This is a genomic window from Sinomonas cyclohexanicum (assembly GCF_020886775.1).
Classification (GTDB): domain Bacteria; phylum Actinomycetota; class Actinomycetes; order Actinomycetales; family Micrococcaceae; genus Sinomonas; species Sinomonas cyclohexanicum.
Map to the genome: position 1 here is coordinate 1,706,698 of NZ_AP024525.1, position 26,620 is coordinate 1,733,317.

Annotated in this window: 24 protein-coding genes and 1 rRNA gene; 20 read left to right on the top strand and 5 right to left on the bottom strand. The window is 70.1% G+C overall.

The window, feature by feature from the left end:
- Positions 1 to 27: 27 nt before the first annotated feature.
- Positions 28 to 993 (bottom strand): quinone oxidoreductase family protein, encoded by a 966-nt coding sequence (locus SCMU_RS08215; protein ID WP_229232513.1) that lies wholly within the window; start codon positions 991 to 993, stop codon positions 28 to 30.
- A 104-nt stretch (positions 994 to 1,097) separates the two neighbouring features.
- On the opposite strand from SCMU_RS08215, the gene argC reads away from it, so the two are divergent.
- The 7 genes from argC to SCMU_RS08250 all read left to right on the top strand — a co-directional run bounded on the left by argC (position 1,098) and on the right by SCMU_RS08250 (position 8,316).
- Positions 1,098 to 2,156 carry an N-acetyl-gamma-glutamyl-phosphate reductase gene (argC, locus tag SCMU_RS08220; RefSeq protein ID WP_229232514.1) on the top strand — a complete coding sequence of 353 codons (1,059 nt, stop codon included), beginning with the start codon at positions 1,098 to 1,100 and terminating at the stop codon, positions 2,154 to 2,156.
- Positions 2,153 to 3,319: a bifunctional glutamate N-acetyltransferase/amino-acid acetyltransferase ArgJ gene (gene argJ, locus SCMU_RS08225; protein ID WP_229232515.1), complete on the top strand. Its 1,167-nt coding sequence runs from the start codon at positions 2,153 to 2,155 to the stop codon at positions 3,317 to 3,319. Before argC ends, argJ begins: the two co-directional genes overlap by 4 nt.
- A gap of 9 nt (positions 3,320 to 3,328) precedes the next feature.
- On the top strand, positions 3,329 to 4,297 hold the full coding sequence (gene argB, locus SCMU_RS08230; RefSeq protein ID WP_229232516.1) for an acetylglutamate kinase: 969 nt from the start codon (positions 3,329 to 3,331) through the stop codon (positions 4,295 to 4,297).
- Positions 4,294 to 5,661, top strand: coding sequence for an acetylornithine transaminase (locus tag SCMU_RS08235; RefSeq protein WP_229232517.1), 1,368 nt, complete (start codon positions 4,294 to 4,296; stop codon positions 5,659 to 5,661). The genes argB and SCMU_RS08235 overlap by 4 nt, the downstream gene beginning before the upstream one ends.
- On the top strand, positions 5,658 to 6,632 hold the full coding sequence (argF, locus tag SCMU_RS08240; RefSeq protein WP_229232518.1) for an ornithine carbamoyltransferase: 975 nt from the start codon (positions 5,658 to 5,660) through the stop codon (positions 6,630 to 6,632). The genes SCMU_RS08235 and argF overlap by 4 nt, the downstream gene beginning before the upstream one ends.
- Before the next feature lie 10 nt (positions 6,633 to 6,642).
- Positions 6,643 to 7,161 (top strand): arginine repressor, encoded by a 519-nt coding sequence (locus SCMU_RS08245; RefSeq protein ID WP_229232519.1) that lies wholly within the window; start codon positions 6,643 to 6,645, stop codon positions 7,159 to 7,161.
- A 63-nt stretch (positions 7,162 to 7,224) separates the two neighbouring features.
- Positions 7,225 to 8,316 (top strand): DNA polymerase IV, encoded by a 1,092-nt coding sequence (locus SCMU_RS08250; protein ID WP_443020247.1) that lies wholly within the window; start codon positions 7,225 to 7,227, stop codon positions 8,314 to 8,316.
- A 109-nt stretch (positions 8,317 to 8,425) separates the two neighbouring features.
- On the opposite strand, the gene SCMU_RS08255 is transcribed toward SCMU_RS08250, so the two are convergent.
- Positions 8,426 to 8,989 carry a dihydrofolate reductase family protein gene (locus SCMU_RS08255; RefSeq protein ID WP_229232521.1) on the bottom strand — a complete coding sequence of 188 codons (564 nt, stop codon included), beginning with the start codon at positions 8,987 to 8,989 and terminating at the stop codon, positions 8,426 to 8,428.
- 139 nt (positions 8,990 to 9,128) lie between these two features.
- Here SCMU_RS08255 and SCMU_RS08260 point away from each other — a divergent pair, with 139 nt between their 5' ends.
- Positions 9,129 to 9,593 (top strand): DUF8821 family protein, encoded by a 465-nt coding sequence (locus SCMU_RS08260; RefSeq protein ID WP_229232522.1) that lies wholly within the window; start codon positions 9,129 to 9,131, stop codon positions 9,591 to 9,593.
- On the opposite strand, the gene SCMU_RS08265 is transcribed toward SCMU_RS08260, so the two are convergent.
- Complete coding sequence (locus SCMU_RS08265; protein WP_229232523.1) at positions 9,577 to 10,173, bottom strand: DinB family protein; 597 nt, start codon at positions 10,171 to 10,173, stop codon at positions 9,577 to 9,579. The genes SCMU_RS08260 and SCMU_RS08265 overlap by 17 nt on opposite strands.
- A 76-nt stretch (positions 10,174 to 10,249) precedes the next feature.
- On the opposite strand from SCMU_RS08265, the gene SCMU_RS08270 reads away from it, so the two are divergent.
- From SCMU_RS08270 to SCMU_RS08280, 3 genes are all read left to right on the top strand, one after another.
- A complete protein-coding gene (locus SCMU_RS08270) occupies positions 10,250 to 10,861 on the top strand; it encodes a hypothetical protein (RefSeq protein WP_229232524.1) in 612 nt (203 codons plus the stop codon).
- A 471-nt stretch (positions 10,862 to 11,332) separates the two neighbouring features.
- Positions 11,333 to 12,211: an NAD(P)/FAD-dependent oxidoreductase gene (locus SCMU_RS08275; RefSeq protein WP_443020248.1), complete on the top strand. Its 879-nt coding sequence runs from the start codon at positions 11,333 to 11,335 to the stop codon at positions 12,209 to 12,211.
- Positions 12,208 to 13,104: an RNA polymerase sigma-70 factor gene (locus SCMU_RS08280; RefSeq protein WP_229232525.1), complete on the top strand. Its 897-nt coding sequence runs from the start codon at positions 12,208 to 12,210 to the stop codon at positions 13,102 to 13,104. Before SCMU_RS08275 ends, SCMU_RS08280 begins: the two co-directional genes overlap by 4 nt.
- Positions 13,105 to 13,129: 25 nt before the next feature.
- Here SCMU_RS08280 and SCMU_RS08285 read toward each other — a convergent pair whose 3' ends face one another.
- A complete protein-coding gene (locus tag SCMU_RS08285; RefSeq protein WP_229232526.1) occupies positions 13,130 to 13,687 on the bottom strand; it encodes a GNAT family N-acetyltransferase in 558 nt (185 codons plus the stop codon).
- Between the two features lie 199 nt (positions 13,688 to 13,886).
- Here SCMU_RS08285 and SCMU_RS08290 point away from each other — a divergent pair, with 199 nt between their 5' ends.
- From SCMU_RS08290 to SCMU_RS08310, 5 genes are all read left to right on the top strand, one after another.
- The gene (locus tag SCMU_RS08290) at positions 13,887 to 15,092 is read left to right on the top strand and encodes an argininosuccinate synthase (protein ID WP_229232527.1); all 1,206 of its coding nucleotides are present in this window, start codon (positions 13,887 to 13,889) and stop codon (positions 15,090 to 15,092) included.
- A gap of 6 nt (positions 15,093 to 15,098) precedes the next feature.
- Positions 15,099 to 16,550: an argininosuccinate lyase gene (gene argH, locus SCMU_RS08295; protein ID WP_229232528.1), complete on the top strand. Its 1,452-nt coding sequence runs from the start codon at positions 15,099 to 15,101 to the stop codon at positions 16,548 to 16,550.
- 38 nt (positions 16,551 to 16,588) lie between these two features.
- Positions 16,589 to 17,401: a PIG-L deacetylase family protein gene (locus SCMU_RS08300; protein WP_229232529.1), complete on the top strand. Its 813-nt coding sequence runs from the start codon at positions 16,589 to 16,591 to the stop codon at positions 17,399 to 17,401.
- 241 nt (positions 17,402 to 17,642) lie between these two features.
- On the top strand, positions 17,643 to 18,395 hold the full coding sequence (locus tag SCMU_RS08305) for a maleylpyruvate isomerase family mycothiol-dependent enzyme (RefSeq protein WP_229232530.1): 753 nt from the start codon (positions 17,643 to 17,645) through the stop codon (positions 18,393 to 18,395).
- Between the two features lie 33 nt (positions 18,396 to 18,428).
- Entirely contained in the window at positions 18,429 to 19,070 is a 642-nt protein-coding gene (locus SCMU_RS08310) for a DNA-3-methyladenine glycosylase (RefSeq protein WP_443020287.1), read from the top strand.
- 122 nt (positions 19,071 to 19,192) lie between these two features.
- Here SCMU_RS08310 and SCMU_RS08315 read toward each other — a convergent pair whose 3' ends face one another.
- On the bottom strand, positions 19,193 to 19,801 hold the full coding sequence (locus SCMU_RS08315; protein ID WP_229232532.1) for a GNAT family N-acetyltransferase: 609 nt from the start codon (positions 19,799 to 19,801) through the stop codon (positions 19,193 to 19,195).
- A 148-nt stretch (positions 19,802 to 19,949) separates the two neighbouring features.
- On the opposite strand from SCMU_RS08315, the gene SCMU_RS08320 reads away from it, so the two are divergent.
- From SCMU_RS08320 to SCMU_RS08335, 4 genes are all read left to right on the top strand, one after another.
- Positions 19,950 to 20,480 (top strand): adenine phosphoribosyltransferase, encoded by a 531-nt coding sequence (locus tag SCMU_RS08320; protein WP_371829660.1) that lies wholly within the window; start codon positions 19,950 to 19,952, stop codon positions 20,478 to 20,480.
- A gap of 92 nt (positions 20,481 to 20,572) precedes the next feature.
- Entirely contained in the window at positions 20,573 to 22,831 is a 2,259-nt protein-coding gene (locus SCMU_RS08325; protein ID WP_229232534.1) for a HelD family protein, read from the top strand.
- A 17-nt stretch (positions 22,832 to 22,848) separates the two neighbouring features.
- Positions 22,849 to 24,159: a tyrosine--tRNA ligase gene (gene tyrS / locus SCMU_RS08330; protein WP_229232535.1), complete on the top strand. Its 1,311-nt coding sequence runs from the start codon at positions 22,849 to 22,851 to the stop codon at positions 24,157 to 24,159.
- Positions 24,160 to 24,674: 515 nt separating this feature from the next.
- Positions 24,675 to 26,194, top strand: a 16S ribosomal RNA gene (locus SCMU_RS08335).
- Positions 26,195 to 26,620: the final 426 nt, after the last annotated feature.

Consider the following 26,620-nt stretch of genomic DNA (forward strand, 5'->3'; position numbering starts at 1 on the left):
GGATTTGGGCCCCGTCACGGCTGGCGGTCAGGGGACGAGCAGGACCTTGCCCGTGGTGCCCCGTCCCTCGAGCGCGCTGTGGGCGGCGGCAGCCTCCCACAGCGGGAACTGGGCCCCAATCCGGACACTGAGTGTCCCGGCGGCGACGGCGCCGAACACCTCGGAGGAGCGCCAGCGGCGCTCTGCGGCGTTGAGGAGGTGGTGGGCAAGCGTGGGCCGGGTGACGAACAGCGAGCCGCCGGCGTTGAGGCGCTGCAGGTCGAACGGGGGCACCGGGCCCGACGCGGCTCCGAACAGCACGAGCATCCCGCGGGTGCGCAGGCACTCGAGGGAGCCGTCGAACGTGTCCCGCCCCACGCCGTCGTACACCACGTCCACGCCCGCGCCGCCGGTGAGCTCGCGCACCTGGGCGGGGAAGTCGTGGTACCGGATCACGTGGTCGGCGCCGGCGCCCGCGGCGAGCTCCGCCTTGGCATCGGTGGAGACGGTGGTGATGACCCTGGCCCCCTTGGCCTTGAGCATCTGGGTGGCGAGGAGGCCCACACCCCCCGCGCCCGCATGGAGGAGCACGGTCTGGCCCGGCTCGACGCGGAAGGTCGAGTTGATGAGGTAGTGGGCCGTCATTCCCTGCAGCGGCAGCGCGGCGGCCGTGAGGAGGTCCACGCCCCCGGGGATGGGCAGCGCCCTGTCCGCGTCGATGACCGTGTACTCGGCGTAGGTCCTGTGGCCCTCGGCGGTCGCGACGCGGTCGCCCTTGGCGAAGTCGGCGACGCCCTCGCCGACGGCGGTCACGACGCCGGCAGCCTCCGCGCCGGGGGTGAAGGGGAACGGGACCTTGTACAGGCCCTGGCGCTGGTACGTCTCGATGAAGTTCACGCCCGTCGCGGCGACGCGGACGAGGAGCTGGCCGGGGCCCGGGACGGGCATCTCGACATCGGCCGGGGTGAGGACTTCCGGTCCTCCGGGTGCGGTGGCGACAATGGCGTGGGTCATGGAACTCTCTCCCTAGCTTCTCGTTTCGCGTCCGGACCCATCCTAGAGAAGCCATGCATGCATAAATATTGACTACCATGCATAAACTTGCCTAGAGTGGGCGGGTGACCATTACTGCAGCTGTGTCCGGAGCCAGCGGCTACGCCGGGGGAGAGGTCCTCCGGCTGCTGGCCAACCACCCCGAGGTCGAGATCGGCGCGATCACGGCCCACTCGAGTGCCGGCAGCCGACTGGGCGAGCTCCAGCCGCACCTGCTGCCGCTCGCGGACCGCGAGATCGTCGAGACGACCCCCGAGAACCTCGCGGGGCACGACGTCGTGTTCCTCGCCCTCCCGCACGGCGCATCCGCCGAGGTGGCCGCCGCGCTGCCCGAGGACACGCTCGTGATCGACGCCGGCGCCGACCACCGCCTGGAGGACCCCGAGGCCTGGTTCCGCTTCTACCGCTCCGAGCACGCCGGCACGTGGCCGTACGGCCTTCCGGAGCTCCTCGTGGGCCCCTCGGGCGGGGCAAACGCCAAGCAGCGCGAGAAGCTCCGCGGCGCGCGCCGCATCGCCGTCCCCGGCTGCTACCCGACGTCCGTGCTCCTGGCCCTCACCCCGGGCTTCGCCGCGGGCCTCCTCGAGCCCGACGACGTCGTCATCGTCTCCGCGTCCGGCACCTCCGGCGCGGGCAAGTCCGTCAAGCCGAATCTCCTCGGGTCCGAGGTCATGGGCTCGATGAGCCCGTACGGTGTGGGCGGGGGCCACCGCCACACGCCCGAGATGGAGCAGGGGCTCTCCAACGCCGCCGGCGAGCCGGTGACCGTCTCCTTCACCCCCACGCTCGCCCCGATGAGCCGTGGCATCCTGACCACCGCAACGGCCCGTGTCAAGGCGGACGTGGGCGCGGCCAGCCTCCGCGCCGCGTGGGAGGCGGCCTACGGCGACGAGAAGTTCGTCCACCTCCTCCCGCAGGGCCAGTGGCCCGCCACCCAGATGGTCGCCGGGTCCAACAATGCCGTCATCCAGCTCGCCTTCGACGAGCACGCCGGTCGGGTGATCGTGAGCTCAGCGATCGACAACCTGACCAAGGGCACCGCTGGCGGCGCGGTGCAGTCCATGAATATCGCGCTGGGCCTCGACGAGGGCGCCGGCCTGAACCAACTGGGAGTCGCACCGTGACCGTCACCGCACCCAAGGGCTTCCGGGCCGCCGGCACCACCGCCGGGCTCAAGGCCTCCGGCAAGCCCGATATGGCCCTCGTGGTCAACGATGGCCCGGACAAGCACGCCGCCGCCGTCTTCACCTCCAACCGCGTCATGGCCGCGCCCGTGCGCTGGTCCAAGCAGGTCGTCACGGACGGCCGGGTCGACGCCGTCGTGCTCAACTCGGGCGGGGCGAACGCGTGCACTGGGACGCAGGGGTTCCAGAACACCCACCGGACCGCCGAGAAGACCGCGGACGTCCTCGGGATCTCTGCCGGGGACGTCGTGGTCTGCTCGACCGGGCTCATCGGCGAGCAGCTGCCCATGGACAAGATCCTCCAGGGCGTGGACGCCCTCGCTGGCGCACTCGCGGCCGACGGCGGGCACGAGGCCGCCGTCGCGATCATGACCACGGACACCGTGCCGAAGGAGGCCGTGTTCACGGGCACCGACGCGGGGGGCGTCGAGTACACGATCGGCGGGATCGCGAAGGGCGCCGGGATGCTCGCGCCGGGCCTCGCGACGATGCTCGTGGTCCTCACGACCGACGCCGAGGTCCACGCCGAGGTCCTCGACGCCGCACTCCGCGACGCGGCCCGCGTGACGTTCGACCGCGCAGACTCGGACGGCTGCATGTCCACGAACGACTCGGTGGTGCTCATGGCCTCGGGCGCCTCGGAGGCCGTCCCCTCCGTCAGCGAGTTCACTGCGGGCCTCACCCAGGTATGCGCCGAGCTGGCCCGCAAGCTCATCGGCGACGCCGAGGGGGCCTCGCACGACATCGCCATCCGCACGTTCAACGCCGCGAGCGAGCGCGACGCTGAGGCTGTCTCGCGGGCTGTCGCCCGGTCGAACCTCTTCAAGACCGCGATCTTCGGCAAGGACCCCAACTGGGGCCGCGTGCTCTCGGCAGTCGGTACGACGGACGCGGCATTCGAGCCGGACGAGATCAACGTCTCGATCAACGGCATCGAGATCTGCCAGAAGGGCGGCATCGGCAAGGACCGCTCGCTCGTGGACCTCGAGAAGCGCGAGGTGCTGGTCGAGATCGACCTCGCGACGGGCAGCGCCGAGGCGACGATCCTGACCAACGACCTCACCCACGACTACGTGCACGAGAACTCGGCCTACTCGAGCTGAGAGACGCACATGACTGAGCCAAGTTCCAACATCCGCCTCGCCATGGACAAGGCCGAGACCCTCATCGAGGCCCTTCCGTGGATTCAGAAGTTCGCCGGCACCACGATGGTGGTCAAGTACGGCGGCAACGCGATGGTCAACGACGAACTCCGCCGCGCGTTCGCCGAGGACATCGTCTTCCTCCACCACGTGGGCATCCGCCCCGTGGTGGTGCACGGCGGCGGCCCGCAGATCAGCGCGATGCTGAACCGCGTGGGCATCGAGAGCGAGTTCAAGGGCGGCCTGCGCGTGACCACGCCCGAGGCGATGGATGTGGTCCGCATGGTCCTCACCGGCCAAGTGGGCCGAGAGCTCGTGGGACTCATCAACTCCCACGGCCCGTACGCCGTGGGCCTCTCGGGCGAGGACGCCGGGCTCCTCCAGGCGGTGCGGACCGGCGCCGTGGTGGACGGCGAAGAAGTCGACCTGGGCCTCGTGGGCGAGGTGGTCGGCGTCGAGCCCGGCGCGGTCCTGGACATCCTCGAGGCCGGGAGGATCCCGGTGATCTCCGGGGTAGCCCCCGAGGTGGAGGCTTCTCCGGCGCACGACGGCGCGCCCTCCTCTCAGGGGAGCGTCACCTACCAGCCGACCGGCCAGGTCCTCAACGTCAACGCGGACACTGCCGCCGCCGCGGTCGCGGTTGCCCTCCAGGCCTCCCGCCTCGTGATCCTCACCGACGTCGAGGGGCTCTACCGCAACTGGCCGGACAGGGACTCGCTCGTCTCGCAGATCTCCGCCTCGGAGCTGCGTGAGATGCTGCCCAGTCTGGCCTCCGGCATGATCCCCAAGATGGCCGCATGCCTCAAGGCAGTCACGGAGGGCGTTGACCGCGCCGCGATCGTGGACGGGCGCAGCCCCCACACGATGCTCCTCGAGATCTTCACGAACGCAGGCGTCGGCACCCAGGTGGTGCCCGACGGGGAAGGAACAGCCGCATGAGCACCTCGCCTTCGCTCTCCGGGGGGGCGGGCATCCCGCCCCACCATGCCGAGCGATCCCCGGAGACCCGCCCCCTCGGCGAGCTGGTGGACGGTTCGCCCTCCGGTGCGGCGTGGCTCTCACGCTACGCGGATTCCCTCATGGGCGTGTTCGGGACTCCTCAGCGCGTGCTCGTGCGCGGGCAGGGCTGCTACGTGTGGGACGCCGACGGCAAGCAGTACCTCGACCTCCTCGGCGGCATCGCCGTGAACGCGCTCGGCCACGCGCACCCGTTCGTCACGAGCGTCATCTCGTCCCAGCTCTCAACGCTCGGCCACGTCTCGAATTTCTTCACGAGTCCCACCCAGGTCGCGCTCGCCGAGAAGCTCCTGCAGATCACGGGCGCGCCCGCGGGGTCCAAGGTGTTCTTCGCGAACTCCGGGACCGAGGCGAACGAGGCCGCGTTCAAGCTGGCGAGGCGGAACGCCACCAACGCGGCCAACGGGAAGCGCACCAAGGTCGTCGCCCTCGAGGGCGCATTTCACGGCCGCACCATGGGCGCCCTCGCGCTCACGGCCAAGAAGGCCTACCGCGAGCCGTTCGAGCCGCTGCCCGGCGGCGTCGTGCACGTGCCGTTCGGCGACGTCGACGCACTCGCAGCCGCAGTGGACGAGACCACCCAGGCCGTGTTCCTCGAGCCGATCCAGGGCGAGGCCGGCGTCGTCCCGCTTCCGCACGGATACCTCGCCGCGGCGCGGAAGATCACGCACGACGCCGGGGCCCTCCTGATCGTCGACGAGGTCCAGACCGGGATGGGCCGCACGGGGACCTGGCTCGCGATCGAGGGGTCCGGGATCGTGCCCGACGCCGTCACGCTCGCCAAGGGCCTCGGCGGCGGCTTCCCGATCGGGGCGCTCATCACCTTCGGTGCCGAGAACAGCGAGCGGCTCTCCGCGGGCCAGCACGGCACCACGTTCGGCGGCAACCCCGTTGCGACCGCTGCGGCCCTCGCCACGGTCCACGCGATCGAGACCCAGGGCGTCCTCGCCAACGTCCGCACGGTGGGGGAGCACCTCCGGTCGGCCCTCTCGGCGCTGCCCGAGGTCGCCGAGGTCCGGGGACGCGGGCTCCTGATCGGGTTCGATCTGGCGGGCCCCGCGGGGGACCAGGAGCAGGTGCCGGACGGCGCGAACCTGGCGGCCGCCGTCGTGAATCAGGCGCTCGAGGCGGGCTTCATCGTCAACGCGCCGGGTCCGCGCACCATCCGTCTGGCCCCGCCGCTCATCCTCACGGCCGAGCAGGCCGACGCGTTCGTCGCAGCGCTGCCACAGCTGGTGGCGTCAGCCACCGAACATCTCGCAGAGACCCTGAAGGAGGCGAAGTGACCAGCACACGGCACTTCCTCAAGGACACCGATCTCAGCCCCTCCGAGCAGGCCGAGGTCCTCGACCTGGCCGTGCGGATGAAGGCCGCGCCGTACTCGGTCCAGCCGCTCGCGGCCGAGGGTGCGGGCCGCAAGACCGTGGCCGTGATCTTCGACAAAACCTCGACCCGCACGCGCGTCTCGTTCTCCACGGGCGTCTCGGACATGGGCGGCACGCCGCTCATCATCAACCCGGGCGAGAGCCAGATCGGGCACAAGGAGTCGGTGGAGGACACCGCGAAGGTGCTCGAGCGCATGGTCGCGGCGATCGTGTGGCGCACCGGTGCGCACCAGGGACTCGTGGACATGGCCGCGAACTCCCGCGTGCCCGTGGTCAACGCCCTGTGCGACGACTACCACCCGTGCCAGCTCCTCGCCGACCTTCTCACCGTCAAGGAGCACAAGGGCACGCTCGCCGGGCTGAACATGGCGTACCTGGGCGACGCGGCGAACAACATGGCCAACTCGTACCTGCTCGCCGGCGTCACGGCCGGCATGAACGTGCGTATCGCCGGGCCGGAAGGCTACCTGCCCGCGCCGGAGATCGTGGCCGAGGCGGAGGACGTCGCGGCGACGACCGGCGGCTCGGTGCTCGTCACGGTCGATCCGGTCGCGGCCCTCGAGGGTGCGGACGTCGTCACGACGGACACGTGGGTCTCGATGGGCCAGGAGGCCGAGAAGGCCGAGCGGATGACGCTGTTCCGCGCCTACTCGGTCGACGCGGCGGCGATGGCCAAGGCCGCGCCCGACGCCGTGTTCCTCCACTGCCTCCCGGCCTACCGCGGGTACGAGGTCGCCGCCGAGGTGATCGACGGGCCCCAGTCGGTGGTGTGGGACGAGGCCGAGAACCGGCTGCACGCCCAGAAGGCCCTGCTCGCGTGGGTGCTGCACTACTCGGGCCAGGCCGTCGTCGAGGGCCTGCCGGCGGTCTGAGTCGATGGCCATGACCGCGATCCCAGGCTCCGCACCGCAGACCAAGGCGGCCCGCCAGGCGCGCATCCGCGCGCTCCTGGCGGGAGCGTCGGTGCGCTCGCAGGCGGAGCTCGCGGCGCTTCTCGCGGACGACGGCGTGCAGGTCACCCAGGCGACCCTCTCGCGCGATCTCGTGGAGATCGGCGCCGTGCGGGTGCGCGGTGCCGACGGCGGGCTCGTCTACGCGGTGCGCGGCGAGGGCGGGGACCGCAGCCCCCGGATCGGCCAGGCGCCCGAGGTGCTGGACGCCCGGCTCGCGAAGCTCTGTGCCGAGCTCCTCGTCACGGCGGAAGCGAGCGCCAACATCGTGGTCCTGCGCACCCCGCCGGGCGCCGCGAACTTCCTGGCGCTCGCAATCGACCACTCGGTGATCCCCTCCATCCTCGGCACGATCGCGGGCGATGACACGGTCATGATCGTGACGCGTGACCCGGCCGGTGGAGAGTCCGTCGCGGGCCGGTTCCTCGAGCTGGCCTCGCAGGGGGCGTAGGAGCGCACCGCGCAGGCAGAGGCCGAGGCGGACTGGCCCATTCATCTGAGCGTGGGCGGACCCATGCGGCAGACTTGTCCCGTGACCGGAACCCAGTGGGTGCTGCACGTGGACCTCGACCAGTTCATCGCGGCGGTCGAGGTGCTCCGCCGGCCGGAGCTCGCGGGCAGGCCCGTTATCGTCGGCGGTCGCGGCGACCCGACAGAGAGAGCCGTCGTGTCGACCGCGTCGTACGAGGCCCGTGCGTTCGGAGTGGGCTCAGGGATGCCATTGCGCATCGCGGCCCGGAAAGTGCCGGATGCCATCTTCCTGGCTGTCGACAAGGACGCCTACCTCGAAGCGTCGGAAACAGTCATGGCCACTCTGCGTGCACAGCCCGGTGCCACCGTGCAGGTGCTGGGCTGGGACGAGGCCTTCGTCGGCGTAGCGACCGAGGATCCGGAAGCCTATGCCCGGCAGATCCAGGCCGCCGTCCTTGAGAGGACGCGGCTGCATTGCAGCGTGGGCATCGGCGACACGCTGGTCCGGGCCAAGGTCGCCACTGGCTTCGGCAAACCGGCCGGGATCTTCCGCCTCACGGCCGCGAACTGGCTCGACGTCATGGGCGGTCGGCCTACCAAGGAACTGTGGGGCGTCGGCACGAAGATCGCGGGCCGCCTCGCCAAGGTCGGCATCACCACCGTCGCCGAGCTCGCAGCGACCGATCCACAGGACCTCGTCGAGGAGTTCGGCCCGAGGATGGGTCCCTGGTACGCACAGCTCGGGCGCGGGGACGGCGCCAGCGTGGTCGACGACACCCCGTGGGTGGCCCGCGGGCACAGCCGCGAGACCACCTTCCAGCGAGACCTCACCGAGCCTGCCCAGATCGACGATGCCGTGAGGGAACTGGCTGCGCGCGTCCTCGAGGATGTGGCTGCCGAGGCACGTCCCGTGGTGGGGCTGACGCTCAAGGTCCGCTACGCGCCGTTCGTCACCAAGACGTATGCGCGCAAGGTCCCCGAGACCTCCGACCGAGACGGGATCCTCGCCCGCGCGCTGGACCTAGCCGCCGCCATCGAGCCGGGCCGTCCGATCCGCCTTCTCGGACTGCGCGCCGAGATGGCCATGCCCGACGACGCCCGCGAGGGCCACACGCCGACCCGCAGTGGGTGGTGAAGGGCTGACGCTTCACGGGAATGCGCATCGCGGCGCTCCCAGCAATGGAGCGCTGGTCGCCGAGCTGGGCTTTGCTGGCGTGCGCCTGTGGGACATACACCCGAGTACGTCAGCGACGCACGCGGTGGCGGAGGTAGACGATGCCCGAGCCGAAGACTCGGGTTCCGACGAGTTCGAGGTCGACCCGCTGCTGGTGCCGGGGGAAGTACGGAGCGCCGCCGCCCACGAGCACCGGGTACACCATGGTCCGGTACTCGTCGATGAGCCCCGCGTCGGCGGCCTGCGCCGCGAGGTCTGCGCCGCCGATCGCGATCTCGCCGTCGCCCGGCTCGGCCCGCAGACGCGCGATCTCCTCGGCCACACTCCCGGTGGCGAGTCGGGCGTTGCCCTGAAGCTCAGACAGTGTGCGCGAGAACACCACCTTGGGCAGCGGATTCCACAGCTCTATCCACTCGCGGTCCGCATCGCTGAGCGCGGGATCCTGAACGGCGGTCTCCCAGTACAGCATCGTCTCGTACAGCCGCCGTCCCAGCAGGTGGACGTCGACGTTCCGGATCTCGTCGATCCAGAAGCGGAACACGTCGTCGTCCGGCGCGGTCCAGTTGAACGAGCCGTCCGGGCCGGCGATGTAGCCGTCGAGCGAGATGCTCATGGAATAGGTCACTGCGCGCATCGGGAGTCCTCCTCGCACAGACGCTACCGGCTCCGCCGGGAATGTGGACCCCTCAGGCAACGATCAGGAATCGAGAAGCCGGGCCGAGGCGCTGGACGTAGTGTGAAGGCGGCAGGGAACCGCGAACCAGGAGGCCGATATGCCGTACACCGTTGACTTCAAGAACGTCTCTACCGTGGGGCTCGAGTCGTCTCCCGTCGCCGAGGCACTCGCGGGGCTGCGCGCCAACGAGGCCCGCTACTTCAAGAACAAGTACGACCACGACTTCACCGTCACGTCCGCAGCCGAGGACCCGGAGACGCTCGCCTACATCAACAAGATCCTCTCCGAGGAGCGCAACCTCGCCATCTCATCGACGCCGCTCGAGGTCTCGGCCTTCGAGGTGGACGGCATCAGGATGGCGTACGTGTTCTACGAGTCGGGCCTCTCGATCAACGTCATGTACACGATCGAGGACGGCGGCAAGCGTGCCGTCGGCTTCAAGCTCTCCGACGGCATGGAGGTCCCCGAGGAATTGGCCGCGAGCTTCAAGTTCGCGCGCCAGAAGTCGAAGCTGGCCGGGACGATCCGCGGCAGCTTCTTCGTGATCAAGGGCGAGTACTGAACCGCTCCGCGAGCGCGGTGAGCTTCGCGACGTAGGCCGCCCAGTCCTGATCGGGCAGGTTGCTGCCGTCGGCGCGCAGGCCAGCGGCGCCGTCGGCCAGTTCGCGCAGGATGTCCGCGTGGCCGGCGTGCCGGGCCAGTTCGGCGATGACGTGCACGAGGATCCGCTCAAGCGTCACCTGGCTGCGATCGTCGGGCCACCACGCCACCCGCCCGGGGGCGTCGAGCGGCAGCTCGTCGATTGTCGCGTCGGCGAACGCCCAGACGCGCCGATAGAAGTCGACGATCCCTGCGACGGTTTCGTCCTCGGTCGCGTACCAGTCGGCCTGCGGGTCCGCATCGAAGTCCGCGTCCGAGACGAGCTCCTCCGGCGTGGGCCACACCCGCCCGAACGTCCCGCCGAAGTACCCGACCTCGACGTTCGCCACGTGCTTGATGATGCCGAGGAGGTTCGTGCCGGTCTGCGTCCGCGGTAGCCTCAGCTCGCGCTCGCCGAGGCCCTCGAGCTTCCACAGGAGCGCCTCCCGCTGGGCCTGGAGGTAGCGCTTGAGGGCAGTCTTCGGCTCGTTCAGATCCGACATGACTGCATTCTCACCGATTCGGGTGATGTCTGCACCGTCGTTTACACCGTCCGCCGCGCGGTCCTAGCCTGAAGAGGTGGACAGGGCCGGAGCGGCGCCCGCGGCGGCCGCGCAGGACTTCAGCGTGGTGCCCCTCACCGTCGCGACATGGGACGCGTTCGCCGGACTCGCCGAGCGGAACAACGGCGTCTTCGGAGGGTGCTGGTGCATGTGGTTCCAGACGTTCCATTCCGAGAAGCGACAGGCCGTCGAGGACAACCGCACGCTGAAGCAGCGCCTCGTCGAGGCGGGGCGCGCCCACGCGGCGCTCGTCATGCACGACGGCGAGGCCGTCGCCTGGTGCGAGTACGGCACCCCCGAGGAACTCCCCAACATCTACCACCGCAAGCAGTACGAGGCCGAGCTCGATATCCTGCCCGACTATCGGCTCACGTGCATCTTCGTCGACCGGAACCATCGCCACCGCGGCCTGTCCGCTGTCGCGGTGCGGGGCGCGCTCGGACTCATCGCGGAGGCGGGCGGCGGCATCGTCGAGGGGTACCCCCACGACAACAACGGCGCCCACAAGGCCGTCCTGTACGACGGCACGAGGAAGCTCTTCGAGTCCGTGGGCTTTGACTACGTGCGCCCCAAGGGCGCCATGAACTGCGTCATGCGCATCACAGTGGATGCGGCGCCAGGGACATAGAGGCGCCTGAATCATCGACCTGCTGTGTCACAAGTGCGCGGCGCCCGGTGTCTAGTGGCCGGAATCCCGAAACGCGGGACCCAGACTTTCAGGAGGCACCGTGACTGAGAACACCAGCACCGCCGCGACCAGCACCGAGACCAGCACCGTCAAGATCCGGGTGGTCGTGCTCGGAGGGGGGTACGCCGGCACGATGGCGGCCAACCGCCTCACCCGGCGCGACGATGTGGACGTCGCCCTCATCAATCCCCGCCCGGACTTTGTCGAGCGGATCCGCCTGCACCAGCTCGTGGGCGGGACGCACGACGCCGTCCACGACTTCGGTGACGTCCTCTCGCCTCGCGCCCGGCTCGTCATCGGCGCGGCGGTGCGGATCGACGCCGCGCGCCGCGCCGTCGAGCTCGAATCCGGGGGACGGTCGAGTACGACTACCTCGTCTATGCCGTCGGCAGCGCCGGCGCGGAACCCACAGTGCCCGGCGCGGCCGAGTTCGCCTACCCGCTCTCGACGCTCGAGGGCGCGCGGCGGGCGCGCTCGGCGGTCGAGGCCGCGGGCCATGCGTCGGGCGCACCCGCTGCTCTCACGGTGGTCGGCGCGGGACCCACGGGCATCGAGACCGCAGCCGAACTCGCTGAGCAGGGCTGCCACGTCACACTCCTCTGTGGCGGCGAGCTCGGCCCCTACCTGCATCCACGGGCCCGCCGCGCGCTCGCCGCACGCCTCGGGGGACTCGGCGTGCGGGTGCTCGACGGTCCGGGCACCCGGGCAGCCGAGGTGAGCGCCGCCGTCGTGCGTCTCGAGGACGGCGGGGAGGTGCGCGGCAGCGTGACGCTGTGGACCGCGGGGTTCGGGGTCCCGGACCTCGCCGCACGCAGCGGCCTGTCCACCGACCCTGCCGGACGCCTCCTCACCGACGAGACCCTGACGAGCGTGGACGACCCGCGGATCGTCGCCGCCGGCGACTCGGCCGCCCCCTCGGGCATCCCCTACCGGATGAGCTGCCAGGCCGCGATCCCGCTCGGCTCGCTCGCAGCGGATGCGGTGCTCGCCCGTATCGAGGGGCGTTCACCCCGGGCGGTCTCTCCGGGCTTCGTGGGCCAATGCCTCAGCGTCGGACGGCGCGACGGGCTCGTCCAGGCCTCCACGAGCGACGACCACGCGAAGAAGGGCTTCCTGGGCGGCCGCACCGCGGCCGCGATCAAGGAGGCCGTCTGCTGGTCGACCTACCGGGGCCTGGTCTTCGAGGGAAGGCGGCCGGGCCTGGTCAACTGGGCGTTCCTCAAGGACGGCCGGCGGCGGGACCTGCTCGAGACCCGCGTAGCGTTGGCCCGAGAGGGGAGTGCTTCATGAGCGACCACACCGCGTCGACGGCAACCGAGGCGTTCGTCGCCCACCGCAACCTGCTGTTCACGGTGGCGTACGAGATGCTCGGTTCCGCCGCCGACGCCGAGGACGTCCTCCAGGAGTCGTGGCTGCGCTGGGCCGAGGTCGACCGCGACCGCGTGCGCGACGAGCGCGCCTACCTGGTCAGGATCGTCACCCGCCAGGCGCTCAACCGCCTGCGCACTATGGCCCGGCGCAAGGAGTCGTACGTGGGGCCGTGGCTCCCGGAGCCCCTGCTTACGTCCCCGGACGTGGCCGACGACGTCGAGCTCGCCGAGAGCCTCTCCATGGCCCTCATGCTCGTCCTCGAGACCCTCTCTCCGACCGAGCGGGCCGTGTTCGTGCTGCGCGAGGTGTTCGACGTCGGCTACGACGAGATTGCGGAGGCGGTAGACAGGAGCCCGGCGGCGGTGCGGCAGATCGCACACCGCGCGCGCCAGCACGTCGAGGCGCGCAGGCCGCGCGAGACGGTGCCGCCGCGCCAGGTCGCCGCGACGCTCGAATCGTTCCGGCGCGCCGTCGACACCGGGGACCTCCAGGGCCTCCTCGACGTGCTCGCCCCGGACGTTGTCCTCGTGAGCGACGGCGGCGGCCGCAAGCAGGCAGCGCTCCGCCCGATCGTCGGAGCGGAGAAGGCCCTGAGGTTCTTCGCGGGGATCGTGGCCAAGACCCCAGGCACGATCACGAGCGGGCCGACGTCGGTCAACGGCACCCCGGCCCTCGAGTTCCGCATCGATGGCGAGCTCGACGGTGTGCTCGCAGTCCGGCTCGAGGCGGGGCACGTCACCGGCCTCTACTACGTGCGCAATCCGGAGAAGCTCACGCGCCTCGGGACGGACACGGTGCTCACGCGAGGGTGACCCCATCGTCCGGGGAACTCCCGGCTCACGCGAGCCGTGAGAACGGTGCGGCGTAGCGGAAGGTGCCCCGCGCGCCGTCGTGCCCGGAGAGGAGGCGCACTTGGAAGTAGTCGCCCCACGCGGGCTCGGGGGCGGCGATCCCGCGCCGCGCCGCGGGCTCCCAGCCGTGCCGCCCGTAGTAGGAGGGGTCGCCGAGCAGGGCGATGAGCCGCTCCCCGCGGGCCTCGGCCACCCGGACGGTCTCCGCGAGCAGCGCCGAGCCGATCCCCGCCCGCTGGCGGTCGGGGCGCACCGAGATGGGCCCGAGGCCGAGCGCGGGAATCGGCGCGGCGCCGGGAGCGTCGATCCAGCCGCGCGTCGTGATCGCGTGGCCCACGATGGCGCCGCCCTCCTCGGCGACGAGCGCGAGCTCCGGGAGGTACCCGGCATCCTCCCGGAGCCATCCGACGAGGACGGCCTCGCCGGGATCGCCTGACCCGTCGACCGGGGCAGCGGCATGGGCGGCCCGGCGGAACGCCGCCGCGGTCACGGCGCGGACCGCAGGGTAGTCCTCGGGGCGCTCGGCGCGGATGGCAATGGGCACACGGCCACGCTCGCATAGGCTGGCCCGGCGGACAAGGAACAGAGGCTGGCGGCGGCCAATCGTGCGGCGGAGAATGCCTGAGAGCGACGCGACCGGATTGCGGCGACTGCATATCTATGTAGACTGATGCATAACAATTCGTCCGCGGCGCCGCTGTGGACTCTGCTCTGCTGTGGATTCTGTGCCTAAGGAGAACACCATGAAGGATCGCATCGTCCTCGCCTACTCGGGCGGTCTGGACACCTCCGTCGCCATCGGCTGGATCGCCGACGCGACGGGCGCCGAGGTCGTCGCCGTCGCGGTCGACGTCGGCCAGGGCGGCGAGAACATGGAGACCGTCCGCCAGCGCGCGCTCGGCTGCGGCGCCGTCGAGGCCTATGTCGCCGATGCCCGCGACGAGTTCGCCGACGAGTACTGCATGCCCACCCTCAAGGCCAACGGCCTCTACCAGGGGCACTATCCGCTCGTCTCCGCGATCTCCCGCCCGGTCATCGTCAAGCACCTCGTCAAGGCCGCCCGCGAGTTCGGCGCGACCACCGTGGCACACGGCTGCACGGGCAAGGGCAACGACCAGGTCCGCTTCGAGGTCGGCATCCAGACGCTCGGCCCGGACCTGAAGTGCATCGCCCCGGTCCGCGACCTCGCGCTCACCCGCGACAAGGCCATCGCCTACGCGGAGGAGAAGCACCTCCCGATCGTCACCACGAAGAAGAACCCCTACTCGATCGACCAGAACGTGTGGGGCCGCGCCGTCGAGACGGGCTACCTCGAGGACATCTGGAACGCCCCGACGAAGGACATCTACGACTACACGGCGACCCCGGAGTTCCCGCCCGCGCCGGACGAGGTCACCATCTCCTTCAAGCAGGGTGTGCCGACGGCGCTGGACGGCGTCGAGATGAGCGCGCTGCAGATCATCCAGGAGCTCAACCGCCGCGCCGGCGCCCAGGGCGTGGGCCGCATAGACGTGGTCGAGGACCGTCTCGTGGGCATCAAGAGCCGCGAGATCTATGAGGCCCCGGGCGCGATGGCCCTCATCACCGCGCACAAGCACCTCGAGGACATCACGATCGAGCGCGAGCACGCCCGCTTCAAGGCCACCGTGGATCGCCGCTGGAGCGAGCTCGTCTACGACGGCCAGTGGTTCTCCCCACTCAAGCGCGCCCTCGACACGTTCATCGACGACTCGCAGAAGTACGTCTCCGGCGACATCCGGATGGTCATGCACGGCGGCACCGCCGTGGTCAACGGCCGCCGCTCCGACTCCTCGCTGTACGACTTCAACCTCGCGACCTACGACACGGGCGACACGTTCGACCAGTCGAGCGCAAAGGGCTTCATCGACCTCTGGGGCATGTCCTCCAGGGTCGCCACGACCCGAGACAACCGCGTCGCGGGGGAGTGAGCACGGGTGGCTGAGACGCCGAAGGCACAGCACAGCACCAATGAGGGCGCCCTCTGGGGTGGGCGCTTCGCCGGGGGGCCGGCGGACGCGCTCGCCGCGCTGAGCAAGTCCACGCACTTCGACTGGCGCCTGGCCCGCTACGACATCGCCGGATCGCGTGCGCACGCGCGGGTCCTGCACACCGCGGGCCTGCTCGACGACGCCGAGCTCGCCGGGATGCTCGACGCGCTCGACCGGCTCGACGCCGACGTGGCCTCCGGGGCCTACGTCGCGGCCGAGTCCGACGAAGACGTGCACGGCTCGCTCGAGCGCGGCCTCATCGAGCGTGCGGGCGCCCACCTTGGCGGCAAGCTCCGCGCCGGGCGCTCGCGCAACGACCAGATCGCGACCCTCGGGCGCATGTTCCTGCGCGACCACGCCAGGCTCATCGCCCGAGGCGTCCTCGCCACGATCGACGCGCTCGTTGCCCAGGCGGAGGCCCATCCGGGCGCGGCGATGCCCGGCCGGACGCACCTACAGCACGCCCAGCCCGTCCTGCTCAGCCACCACCTGCTCGCCCACGCGTGGGCCCTGCTCCGCGACGTCCAGCGGCTCGCGGACTGGGACAGGCGCGCCGCGGTCTCGCCCTACGGCTCCGGCGCCCTCGCGGGCTCGTCCCTCGGGCTCGACCCCGAGGCCGTCGCGGCCGACCTCGGCTTCGACTCGGCCGTGCACAACTCGATCGACGGCACCGCCTCGCGCGACGTCTTCGCCGAGTTCGCATGGGTCGCGGCGATGATCGGCGTCGACCTCTCCCGGGTCTCGGAGGAGGTCATCCTCTGGGCCACAAAGGAGTTCTCCTTCGTCACGCTCGACGACGCCTACTCGACCGGGTCGAGCATCATGCCGCAGAAGAAGAACCCGGACGTCGCCGAGCTCGCGCGCGGCAAGGCCGGCCGCCTCATCGGCGACCTGACCGGGCTGCTCGCCACGCTCAAGGGCCTCCCGCTCGCGTACAACCGCGACCTGCAGGAGGACAAGGAGCCGGTGTTCGACGCCGCGGACACACTCGAGCTCCTGCTCCCGGCGGTGTCCGGGATGATCGCCACGCTCACGTTCAACACCGAGCGCATGGCCGCCCTCGCGCCACAGGGGTTCGCCCTCGCGACGGACATCGCCGAGTGGCTCGTCCGTCAGGGCGTGCCGTTCCGCGAGGCACACGAGCTGTCCGGCGCCGCCGTGAAGCAGGCCGAGTCGCGCGGCGTCGAGCTCTGGGACCTCACGGACGAGGAGTACGCGGCGATCAGCCCCGCCCTTACCCCGGAAGTGCGCACGGTGCTGTCCACGGAGGGGTCCCTCGCGAGCCGCAGCGCCCAGGGCGGGACGGCGCCGTCGGCCGTCGCGAAGCAGCTGGACGCGCTCAAGGCGCAGCTCGCGGACGTCCGCGGGTTCGCGGAGGCGCCCACGAGCGGGGGCTAACACTTCCCCTGAACGTACGCTGGGAGGACCATGGAGGAGTGCTTCCCCGGCGCACGCTCCTGCTCGTCGTCGCCCACCCCGACGACGAGGCCGTCGGCATCGCCGGCTCGATCGCCCTCCACGGCGCCGAGCCGGCGTTCCGCTTCGTGCTCGTCCACGCGACCGACGGCGCCGCCGGCCTCATCGCGTCGGGCGTCGACGCGACGCGGGAGACCCTCGGCGCCGTCCGCCGCATCGAGGACGAGAAGGCCTGGGCGGCCCACGGTCGCGCCCCCGACCGGCACGAGTGGTTCGGCTACGACGACGGGCTCGTCGCCGAGGCGGAGCCCGACGAGCTCATCGCGCGGATCCGGGAGGTCATGGTCGAGGAGCGGCCGGACGTCGTCGCAACGTTCGGGCCGGACGGCGTCACCGGCCACCCCGACCACATCGCGATCGGCCAGGCCACCGACGCCGCGTTCCTGAGCCTCACGGCCGCCGGGGACACGGGCGCCTCCGGGGCCGCGGCGCCGAGGCGGCTGCTGCACTGGGCGCTCAAGGAATCGACGTGGGCGCGCATCAACGCGGCCCGGCAGGCCACGGGCCTGCCGCCCTGGGACCCCGCGCAGGTCTACCACTTCCGCGGCATCCCCGACCATCTCGTGGACATGCGCGTGGACACGAGCAGCGTCGCCGAGCGAGTTGTCGCAGGCCTTGCGGAGCACCGTAGCCAGCGCCTCTCCCTCTTCGAGCATCCGCTGGCCCACGCCGCGTGGCTCTCGGCGACCTCGCGCGAGTACTTCGTGCAGGCCTGGCCCCCGCGCGAGCGCGGACTCCCGCTCCTGACCGACATCTTCGAGGGCCTCGATTAGAGGACGCGCACCGTGCCCGCCGCGCCGTCCGCCCCGCCCAGGCGAAGCATCTCGCCGAAGTTTCACGGCCTTGCCGCCCGCCTCCGCGAGCATGCCGCGGCGCACGTGGGCGAGGGGGAGGGCCACGCGAGGCGCGGGCGACCTGCTCCCGATCACCAGCCGCGTCTCAGCCCCGCCCTGCATGCCCTCAGGATCGACCCGGCAATCCTCCCGCCCATCCGTGCAGCGGTAGTCTGGCCGCATGGACACGGCACCCTCGGCGAAGTCGCCGGACAACCTCGGACTGCTGGCTGGGATCAGCGACGCCGCGCGCGGGATCCACGACGAGCTGGGCGGATTCACGGACGACTCCGTTGCTGCGCCGTCCGAGCTTCCGGGCTGGACGCGCGGCCACGTCCTTGCACACATCGCAGGCATCGCGGACGCCCTCGCCCGCCAGGCCGAGCTCGCGCGGCGCGGCGAGCAGGCCGACCTCTACGACGGCGGGATGCCCGCGCGGGATGCCGCCATCGAGGCAGGGGCCCACGCCGACGCGGCTGTCCACCGTGCGCGCACGGGTGCCGCCGTGGACCGGGCCCTCGCCGCGTTCGAGGCGCTCGACCCGAGCGAGTGGGACACCCCGGTGCGGTTCCGACGCGGCGTGGTCCGGGACGCGGCCCTCGCGCTGTGGCGCGAGCTCGTCATCCACCGCAGCGACCTCGGCACCGGCTGCACGCAGCAGGAGTGGAGCGAGGACTTCTCCCAGCACCTCGTGGGCTTCCTCGAGCCGCGTGTCCCGGAGGGCCTCGCGTTTGAGCTGCGCCCCGCCACCGGCGTGCCGTTCCGCCTGGGTGGCGGGAGCGACGTCGTCGTGCTCGAGGGGCGCCTGCAGGACCTCGCGGCGTGGCTCGCGGGACGCTCAGTGGGGCACGGAGCGGTCCGTGCAGAGCGCGACGGCGAGGCCGTGCCGCTGCCCCCGCTCGGGCCGTGGCCATCCGCCATGGCCGTCAAGTAGACCGTGGACTTCGACGCGCTGGTCCGCTGGCTCATGCGCGACCCCGTCGCCGTCGCTCCGGATCTCCTCGGCGCCGTCCTCACGCATACGACGCCGGAGGGCGCGGTCGCCGTGCGGCTCACCGAGGTCGAGGCGTACCGCGGGCACCGCGACTCCGACCACCCCGACCCCGGCTCGCACTCGTATAACGGCCGCACGCCGCGCAACGAGGTCATGTGGGGCCCGCCCGGGCACTTGTACGTGTACTTCACGTACGGCATGCACTTCTGCGCCAACGTGGTGTGCGGGCCGGCGGGGAGCTCGTCCGGGTGCCTGCTGCGCGCGGGGGAGATTGTGGAGGGGATCGAGCTCGCGCGCTCGCGGCGGCCCTCCTCCCGGCAGGACGCCGACCTCGCGCGGGGGCCGGCGCGGCTCACCCAGGCGCTGGGGATCGGTCGCGGGGACGACGGAGCGACGCTCGACGGCGGGCGCTTCCGCCTCGAGCCGCCGGCCCATCGGGCCGCCGGGGTCCTCTCTGGGCCGCGTGTAGGCGTGGCCGGCGTCGGCGGGTCCGACGACTATCCGTGGCGATTCTGGCTTCCCGGGGAGCCGAGCGTCTCCCCGTACCGTCCCGCCAAGCCGCGGGCCAGGGCCAAGCCCCGGCCCGATGTGAAGTCCCCAACCCCCACCGTCTGAAAGTCACCTCCTGAATGTCACCTCCTGAAGGTCACCTTCTGAAAGTCACTTCCTGTGGGTGCGCACTCACCGGAGGTGACACTCAGAAGCTGACCCAGACCGGAGGCGGGCGGCGGGCCTTATTACGCCGCGTCGACCGGCGCGAGGTCGCCCGGGGAGCGCGGGGCGAGGCGGGACAGGAGCCTGCCCCGCACCATGGGCCACTCGGGCTCGAGCACGGAGAACACGGCGGTGTCCACGCGCGCGCCGTCGTGCCCCGGCCGGTACCCCCGCAGTGTCCCCTCATAGACGGCGCCCATCGTGAGCAGCGCCTTTGCGCTCCGGCCGTTGCGCGTGTCTACCCGGAAGGAGATGCGGCTCAGCCCCATCTCCTCGAACGCATGGGACAGGAGCAGGTACTTGCTGGCCGGATTGGCGCCGGAACCCCAGTACGGGCGAGCGAAGAAGGTCCCGCCGACCTCGGCGCGCCCGTGGCCAAGGTCGACGTCGTACAGCCCCGTGGTTCCGACGAGCGCGCCGGAGGCGTCGTCGGCCGCGGCGAACGGCATGGTGGCGGGATCCTCGAGCCGCGCGGCGAACAGCGCGGCCAAGTCCTCGACGGAGTCGGGTCGGCGCGCGGCCATCCCGGACCACAGCGAAGCGTCGATGTGCGAGAAGAGCTGCTCCGCGTACAGGGGTGAGAGCGGAAGCAGACGGACGCCGTGCCCGGCGAGCGTGAGCTCATGATGCATGCGCACATTCAAGCACCCGCTGCCAGTCCGTGAACATGCCCGCTCGGGCCATGTGGACATGAACTTTCGGTAACGTGGACCCGTGAGTGAACCGACCCCCGAAACGACGGCCCCGACCTCTACTCCGAGCAGCGCAACGACCCCGTCGCTGCAGGCTGTGGAGGACATCCTGGACCGGCTCTGCGCCACCGTGCCCGACTATCCGAAGCCGGGCATCGTCTTCAAGGATCTCACCCCGGCATTCGCCGACGCGGAGGGCCTCCGGGCCATCGTGGACGCGATCGTCGCCCCGTTCGCGGGCGAGTTCGACCTGGTCGCGGGGATCGAGGCGCGCGGCTTCCTGCTCGCATCGGCGGCCGCGTATGCGACCGGGACGGGCGTTCTGACCGTGCGCAAGGCGGGGAAGCTCCCGCGCGAGACATTCACCGAGGAGTACGCGCTCGAGTACGGGACCGCCGCCCTCGAGGTCCACACCACGGACATCCCCGACGGCGCCCGCGTCCTCGTCCTCGACGACGTGCTGGCTACGGGCGGGACCGTCGGCGCAGCGGTGCGCCTCGTCAACCGGTGCGGGGGCACTGTGGTGGGGGTCGGCGTCGTGCTCGAACTGGAGGCGCTGGGAGGCCGCGGGGCGCTCGTGGGCCAGCGCGTGCACTCGCTCCAACGCCTCGGCGACTGAGCCCGCGTCACATGTCTCAGGGAAGTGCGCATCCGTTCACCGGAATCGCTGTAGAATGGACGGTCAAACTTTTCTGACTGGGGAAGGCAAGAATGCTCGACGCTGATCTCGCCCACGAACGGGACTACGTCAAGGGCCTCTACCTGAGGCTTGACGAGCTGCGAGAGGAGAAGCGCGGCCAGCTCGCGGCCGTCCGCAAGGCGGGCGCGATCGGCTCGAGCCAGAACGTCTCGGAGCGTGACGCCTTCGCGGCGATGTATGAGGACCGTCTCGCGCAGCTCGACGCTGTCGAGGACCGCCTCGTGTTCGGCCGGCTCGACCTGGACGGCGGGGAATCGCAGTACATCGGCCGCATCGGGATGAGCACGGACGACCTGCGCCGGCTCATGGTCGATTGGCGTGCCCCGGAGGCGAGCCACTTCTACCAGGCCACGGCGTTCGACCGGCAGGGCGTGCGCCGCCGCCGGCACTTGATCCTGCAAGGCCGTGAGGTCAAGGCGATCGAGGATGACGTGCTCGACGCCGGGATGCTCGCCGATGGCGGGACGCACCACCAGGGCGAGGGGGCGCTGCTCGCCGCCCTGGACTCGAAGCGCACCGGCCGCATGGCGGACATCGTCAGCACCATCCAGGCCGAGCAGGACAGGATCATCCGCGCCCCCATGCCCGGCGCGCTCGTCGTCCAGGGCGGTCCGGGCACCGGCAAGACCGCCGTGGCACTTCACCGCGCCGCGTACCTGCTCTACTCGCACCGCGACCGGCTCAAGAGCGCGGGCGTGCTGCTGGTGGGGCCGTCGTCGTCCTTCATGAAGTACATCGAGCGGGTCCTTCCCTCGCTGGGCGAGACCGGCGTGGTCATGTCCAGCGTGGGCCGGCTCATGCCGGGCATCGCGGGCGTCCCCGAGACGGACCCGCGCATCGCCGCGCTCAAGGGCAGCCGGCGGATGGTGGGCCTCATCGCGGCGGCTGTCGCGAACCGGCAGCGGGTCCCCGCGACGGACCGGGTCCTGGAGGTCGAGGGGTACAAGCTCGTCCTGACTCCTCGGCAGGTCCGCCGCGCCCGTGACCGTGCGCGCGGAACCGGCAAGCCGTACAACGACGCCCGCAACACGTTCGTGAAGATCCTGCTGCGCGAGCTCACGGAGCAGCTTCAGGCCAAGGTCGAGGCGAGCGGGTCCGGCAACACGACGGACCGCTCGTACCTCGCCGAGGACGTCCGCCAGTCCCGAGATGTGCGCGTGGCAGTGAACCTGTGCTGGATGCCGATGACGGCGGAGAAGCTCGTTGCCGAGCTGTTCGGCAAGCGGAGCCTCCTCGACGCCGTCGCGGCCGACTTCTCCGAGGAAGAGCGCGAGCTCCTGCACCGCCCTGCGGACACGCCGTGGACCGAGGCCGACATTCCGCTGCTCGACGAGGCCGCGGAGCTCCTCGGCGAGCTCGACGCGAGCACCGGCCATGAGGCCGCCCGCCGCGAGGCGGAGCGCCGCCGCGACCTCGAGAACGCCCAGCAGACCCTCAAGAACATCGACGCGACCCTGCGCGAGCAGGGCATCGACGGCGTCGTGGAGGCCGAGGACCTCGTCGCCTTCCAGCAGGGACCCGAGCAGCGTCTGACGGCGGCGGAGCGCGCTGTGGGCGACCGCACCTGGGCCTACGGCCACATCATCGTGGACGAGGCGCAGGAGCTCTCCTACATGCAGTGGCGGCTGCTCGTGCGCCGCTGCCCCGTGAAGTCCTTCACGATCGTCGGCGACATCGCCCAGACCTCCTCGGCCGCGGGCGCCTCCTCGTGGGGCCGCGCGCTGCGCCCCTTCTTCGGCGACCGCTGGACCCTCGAGGAGCTCACGGTCAACTACCGCACCCCGAGCCAGATCGCCGAGGCAGCCGCCCGCATGGCCGCCGCGGCGGGCCTCGTCGTCTCCGCGCCGAAGGCCGTGCGGGAGGGCCGCTGGGAGCCGATCGTCGAGCGGGCGCCGAGAGGCGACGTCGTGCGCCACCTCGTCGCTATCCTGCCGGAGGAGCTCAAGGCGGCCGACGGCGGTCTGGTCGCCGTGATCGCGGACGGTCCCCTCCTGCGCTCGGCGCGCGAGGAGCTTCGTGCGGCATATGGGGCGCGCGTCGGTGGCGGCGCGGGCAGCTTCGAGCAGGACATCGTGGTGCTGGACCCGCGAGAGGCGAAGGGCCTCGAGTTCGACGTGGTGGTGGTCCTCGAGCCGAGCCAGCTGCTGGACCACGAGCACGGGAAGGTCGGCGACCTGTACGTTGCGATGACCCGGCCCACGCAGCGGCTGCGGCTCATCGCCGAGGGCCCGATTCCGGCCGGGATCCTGCAGGAAGGGCCGGCCGCGTGACTGATACCGTAGAAGCCGTGCCGCAGACAGCAATCCTGGACTCCCAGAAGAACGATCCGAGCTTTCCCAACATCTGGCAGGAGCTCAAGTGGCGTGGCCTGGTCCACGTCTCGACCGACGAGGCGGAGCTCGAGGAACTGCTCGCGGGGGATCCGATCACGTATTACTGCGGCTTCGACCCCACGGCGCCGAGCCTCCATCTGGGCAACCTCGTGCAGCTGCTCGTGCTGCGCCGCCTGCAGCTGGCCGGGCACAATCCGCTGGGCCTCGTAGGCGGCTCGACCGGCCTGATCGGGGACCCGCGCCCCACGGCCGAGCGGACGCTGAACACGAAGGACACGGTCGCCGAGTGGGTCGGCTACCTCAAGGCCCAGGTGAGCCGGTTCCTGTCCTTCGAAGGCGAGAACGCCGCGCGGATCGTGAACAACCTTGACTGGACCGCGCCGATGACCGCGATCGACTTCCTCCGCGAGGTCGGCAAGCACTACCGCGTCGGGACCATGCTGAAGAAGGATGCGGTCGCCTCACGCCTGAACTCGGACGAGGGCATCTCCTACACCGAGTTCAGCTACCAGATCCTCCAGGGCATGGACTACCTCGAGCTGTACCGGCAGTACGGGTGTGTGCTCGAGACGGGCGGCTCGGACCAGTGGGGCAACCTCACGAGCGGCACGGAGCTGATCCGAAAGGTCGAGGGCACGAGCGTTCACGCGTTCGGGACGCCACTCATCACCAATTCCGACGGCACCAAGTTCGGCAAGAGCGAGGGCAACGCGATCTGGCTCGACGCGTCGATGTGCTCGCCGTACACGTTCTACCAGTTCTGGCTCAACGCCTCGGATGCCGATGTGGTGGACCGTCTCAAGGTGTTCACGTTCCTCACGCGCGCCGAGATCGAGGAGCTCGAGGCCGCCGTCGAGGACCGGCCGTTCGCTCGTGAGGCGCAGCGCCGGCTCGCGTTCGAGGTGACGTCCCTCGTCCACGGGGTCGATGCGACCGAGAAGGTCATCGCCGCTTCCGCCGCGCTGTTCGGCAACGGAGACCTCGGCGTCCTCGACGAGGGCACCCTCTCGGCGGCTACGGCGGAGCTCACGACGGCGGCTGTGTCACCAGGGCAGCTCGGCATCGTCGAGCTGTTGGTCGCCACTGGGCTCGCGGACAGCAAGTCCGCCGCGCGGCGCACCGTGGGGGAGGGAGGCGCCTACGTGAACAACACGAAGATCACCGACCCCGAAGCGGTGGTCGATCCCGAGGACGCCCTGCACGGGAAGTACTTCCTCGTGCGCCGGGGCAAGAAGAACCTGGCCACGGCGGTCCTTGAGGGCTGATCGAGTCGCGCAAGACTCCACGAGGGCCCCTTCGGCAGCAGCCGAGGGGGCCTTCGTGCGGTGTGGTCAAGGCGACACGCCCGGGAGGGCCGCGCGAGTTGCGGAGCCCCGACGCAGAGGGTAATGTTCTTCGAGTCGCCAACGCAGTGCGGAGGCGCAAAACCCCAGAACTCGCCCCTCGGGAAATGCTCGGAACACTGGCCATGCGCCGGAACACCTGCAGCGCCCCGAGGGGAAGAATTCAGGCAAGAGCGGATTTTGAATCCGCGGCTGAATCCGGTAGAGTAAGGGACCGTTGCTTCGGGAAGCGCAAGGCTGAAACGGACTTGCGAATTACCGGAAGTTGTTTGTTGTTTGAGAACTCAATAGTGTGCCAAGTTTTGTTGATGCCATTTTTTTGGTTATCAGTTGCCTGGTTGCGTGCGCCCCTGTGTGCGTGGCTGGGTGTTTGATGCCGGATCATTTTCTGCTGGCTGGTGGCCTCATTTTCCTGGGGTTTCTGGTTGGCGTGTTTTTTGACGGAGAGTTTGATCCTGGCTCAGGATGAACGCTGGCGGCGTGCTTAACACATGCAAGTCGGACGATGATGCCCTTCGGGGTGGATTAGTGGCGAACGGGTGAGTAACACGTGAGCAACCTGCCCTTGACTCTGGGATAAGCCTGGGAAACTGGGTCTAATACCGGATAGTACTCCCTGCCGCATGGTGGGGGGTGGAAAGCCTTGTGCGGTCTTGGATGGGCTCGCGGCCTATCAGCTTGTTGGTGGGGTGATGGCCTACCAAGGCGACGACGGGTAGCCGGCCTGAGAGGGTGACCGGCCACACTGGGACTGAGACACGGCCCAGACTCCTACGGGAGGCAGCAGTGGGGAATATTGCACAATGGGCGGAAGCCTGATGCAGCGACGCCGCGTGGGGGATGACGGCCTTCGGGTTGTAAACCCCTTTCAGCAGGGAACAAGCGAGAGTGAGGGTACCTGCAGAAGAAGCGCCGGCTAACTACGTGCCAGCAGCCGCGGTAATACGTAGGGCGCGAGCGTTATCCGGAATTATTGGGCGTAAAGAGCTCGTAGGCGGTTTGTCGCGTCTGCTGTGAAAGCCCGGGGCTCAACCCCGGGTCTGCAGTGGGTACGGGCAGGCTGGAGTGCAGTAGGGGAGACTGGAATTCCTGGTGTAGCGGTGAAATGCGCAGATATCAGGAGGAACACCGATGGCGAAGGCAGGTCTCTGGGCTGTAACTGACGCTGAGGAGCGAAAGCATGGGGAGCGAACAGGATTAGATACCCTGGTAGTCCATGCCGTAAACGTTGGGCACTAGGTGTGGGGGCCATTCCACGGTTTCCGCGCCGCAGCTAACGCATTAAGTGCCCCGCCTGGGGAGTACGGCCGCAAGGCTAAAACTCAAAGGAATTGACGGGGGCCCGCACAAGCGGCGGAGCATGCGGATTAATTCGATGCAACGCGAAGAACCTTACCAAGGCTTGACATGTGCCGGACCGTCCCAGAGATGGGGCCTCCCTTCGGGGCCGGTTCACAGGTGGTGCATGGTTGTCGTCAGCTCGTGTCGTGAGATGTTGGGTTAAGTCCCGCAACGAGCGCAACCCTCGTTCCATGTTGCCAGCACTTCGGGTGGGGACTCATGGGAGACTGCGGGTCAATCGCTCGGAGGAAGGTGGGACGACGTCAAATCATCATGCCCCTTATGTCTTGGGCTTCACGCATGCTACAATGGCCGGTACAAAGGGTTGCGATACTGTGAGGTGGAGCCAATCCCAGAAAGCCGGTCTCAGTTCGGATTGGGGTCTGCAACTCGACCCCATGAAGTCGGAGTCGCTAGTAATCGCAGATCAGCAACGCTGCGGTGAATACGTTCCCGGGCCTTGTACACACCGCCCGTCAAGTCACGAAAGTCGGTAACACCCGAAGCCGGTGGCCCAACCCCTTGTGGGGGGGAGCCGTCGAAGGTGGGACTGGCGATTGGGACTAAGTCGTAACAAGGTAGCCGTACCGGAAGGTGCGGCTGGATCACCTCCTTTCTAAGGAGCATTGCACCCCCCGGTGGTGGTGCCGGCGGCCGCATGGCTGCCCGGTGCCCGGGGGATGGCAGCCCCGCTGCGGAGACATGTGTTCTCCGGCGGGTGCTCGTGGGTGGAACATCGGCGATCCTGTGGCCCGTGCCCCGTGCGGTGCGGCCCTTCGTGAGTACGCCTCCCCTGTGGGGGGGGCTGGAAAGCGGTGGGGCCGTGGTTTTGCGGTGGGGGTGGGGTCCTTGGCACACTGTTGGGTCCTGGGACAACAAGCGTCCCCGCGCCCTGTCCTCCTGTTCCTGTCCTGCCTGTGCGGCGGGGCGGGGCGGTGGGTGGGGCGTGTGGTGCCCGCCTTCTCCCGGCGTGCCGCTTCGCGGCGGTGCGTGTGGGGGCTGTGGGGGTTGTTGTTTGAGAACTGTATAGTGGACGCGAGCA

Coding starts and splice junctions, on each gene's coding strand:
- SCMU_RS08215 (WP_229232513.1), bottom strand. CDS start 993: ATGACCCACGCCATTGTCGCCACCGCACCCGGAGGACCGGAAGTCCTC.
- argB (WP_229232516.1), top strand. CDS start 3,329: ATGACTGAGCCAAGTTCCAACATCCGCCTCGCCATGGACAAGGCCGAG.
- SCMU_RS08235 (WP_229232517.1), top strand. CDS start 4,294: ATGAGCACCTCGCCTTCGCTCTCCGGGGGGGCGGGCATCCCGCCCCAC.
- SCMU_RS08245 (WP_229232519.1), top strand. CDS start 6,643: ATGACCGCGATCCCAGGCTCCGCACCGCAGACCAAGGCGGCCCGCCAG.
- SCMU_RS08250 (WP_443020247.1), top strand. CDS start 7,225: ATGCGGCAGACTTGTCCCGTGACCGGAACCCAGTGGGTGCTGCACGTG.
- SCMU_RS08255 (WP_229232521.1), bottom strand. CDS start 8,989: ATGCGCGCAGTGACCTATTCCATGAGCATCTCGCTCGACGGCTACATC.
- SCMU_RS08260 (WP_229232522.1), top strand. CDS start 9,129: ATGCCGTACACCGTTGACTTCAAGAACGTCTCTACCGTGGGGCTCGAG.
- SCMU_RS08265 (WP_229232523.1), bottom strand. CDS start 10,173: ATGTCGGATCTGAACGAGCCGAAGACTGCCCTCAAGCGCTACCTCCAG.
- SCMU_RS08280 (WP_229232525.1), top strand. CDS start 12,208: ATGAGCGACCACACCGCGTCGACGGCAACCGAGGCGTTCGTCGCCCAC.
- SCMU_RS08290 (WP_229232527.1), top strand. CDS start 13,887: ATGAAGGATCGCATCGTCCTCGCCTACTCGGGCGGTCTGGACACCTCC.
- SCMU_RS08305 (WP_229232530.1), top strand. CDS start 17,643: ATGGACACGGCACCCTCGGCGAAGTCGCCGGACAACCTCGGACTGCTG.
- SCMU_RS08310 (WP_443020287.1), top strand. CDS start 18,429: ATGCGCGACCCCGTCGCCGTCGCTCCGGATCTCCTCGGCGCCGTCCTC.
- SCMU_RS08315 (WP_229232532.1), bottom strand. CDS start 19,801: ATGCATCATGAGCTCACGCTCGCCGGGCACGGCGTCCGTCTGCTTCCG.
- SCMU_RS08325 (WP_229232534.1), top strand. CDS start 20,573: ATGCTCGACGCTGATCTCGCCCACGAACGGGACTACGTCAAGGGCCTC.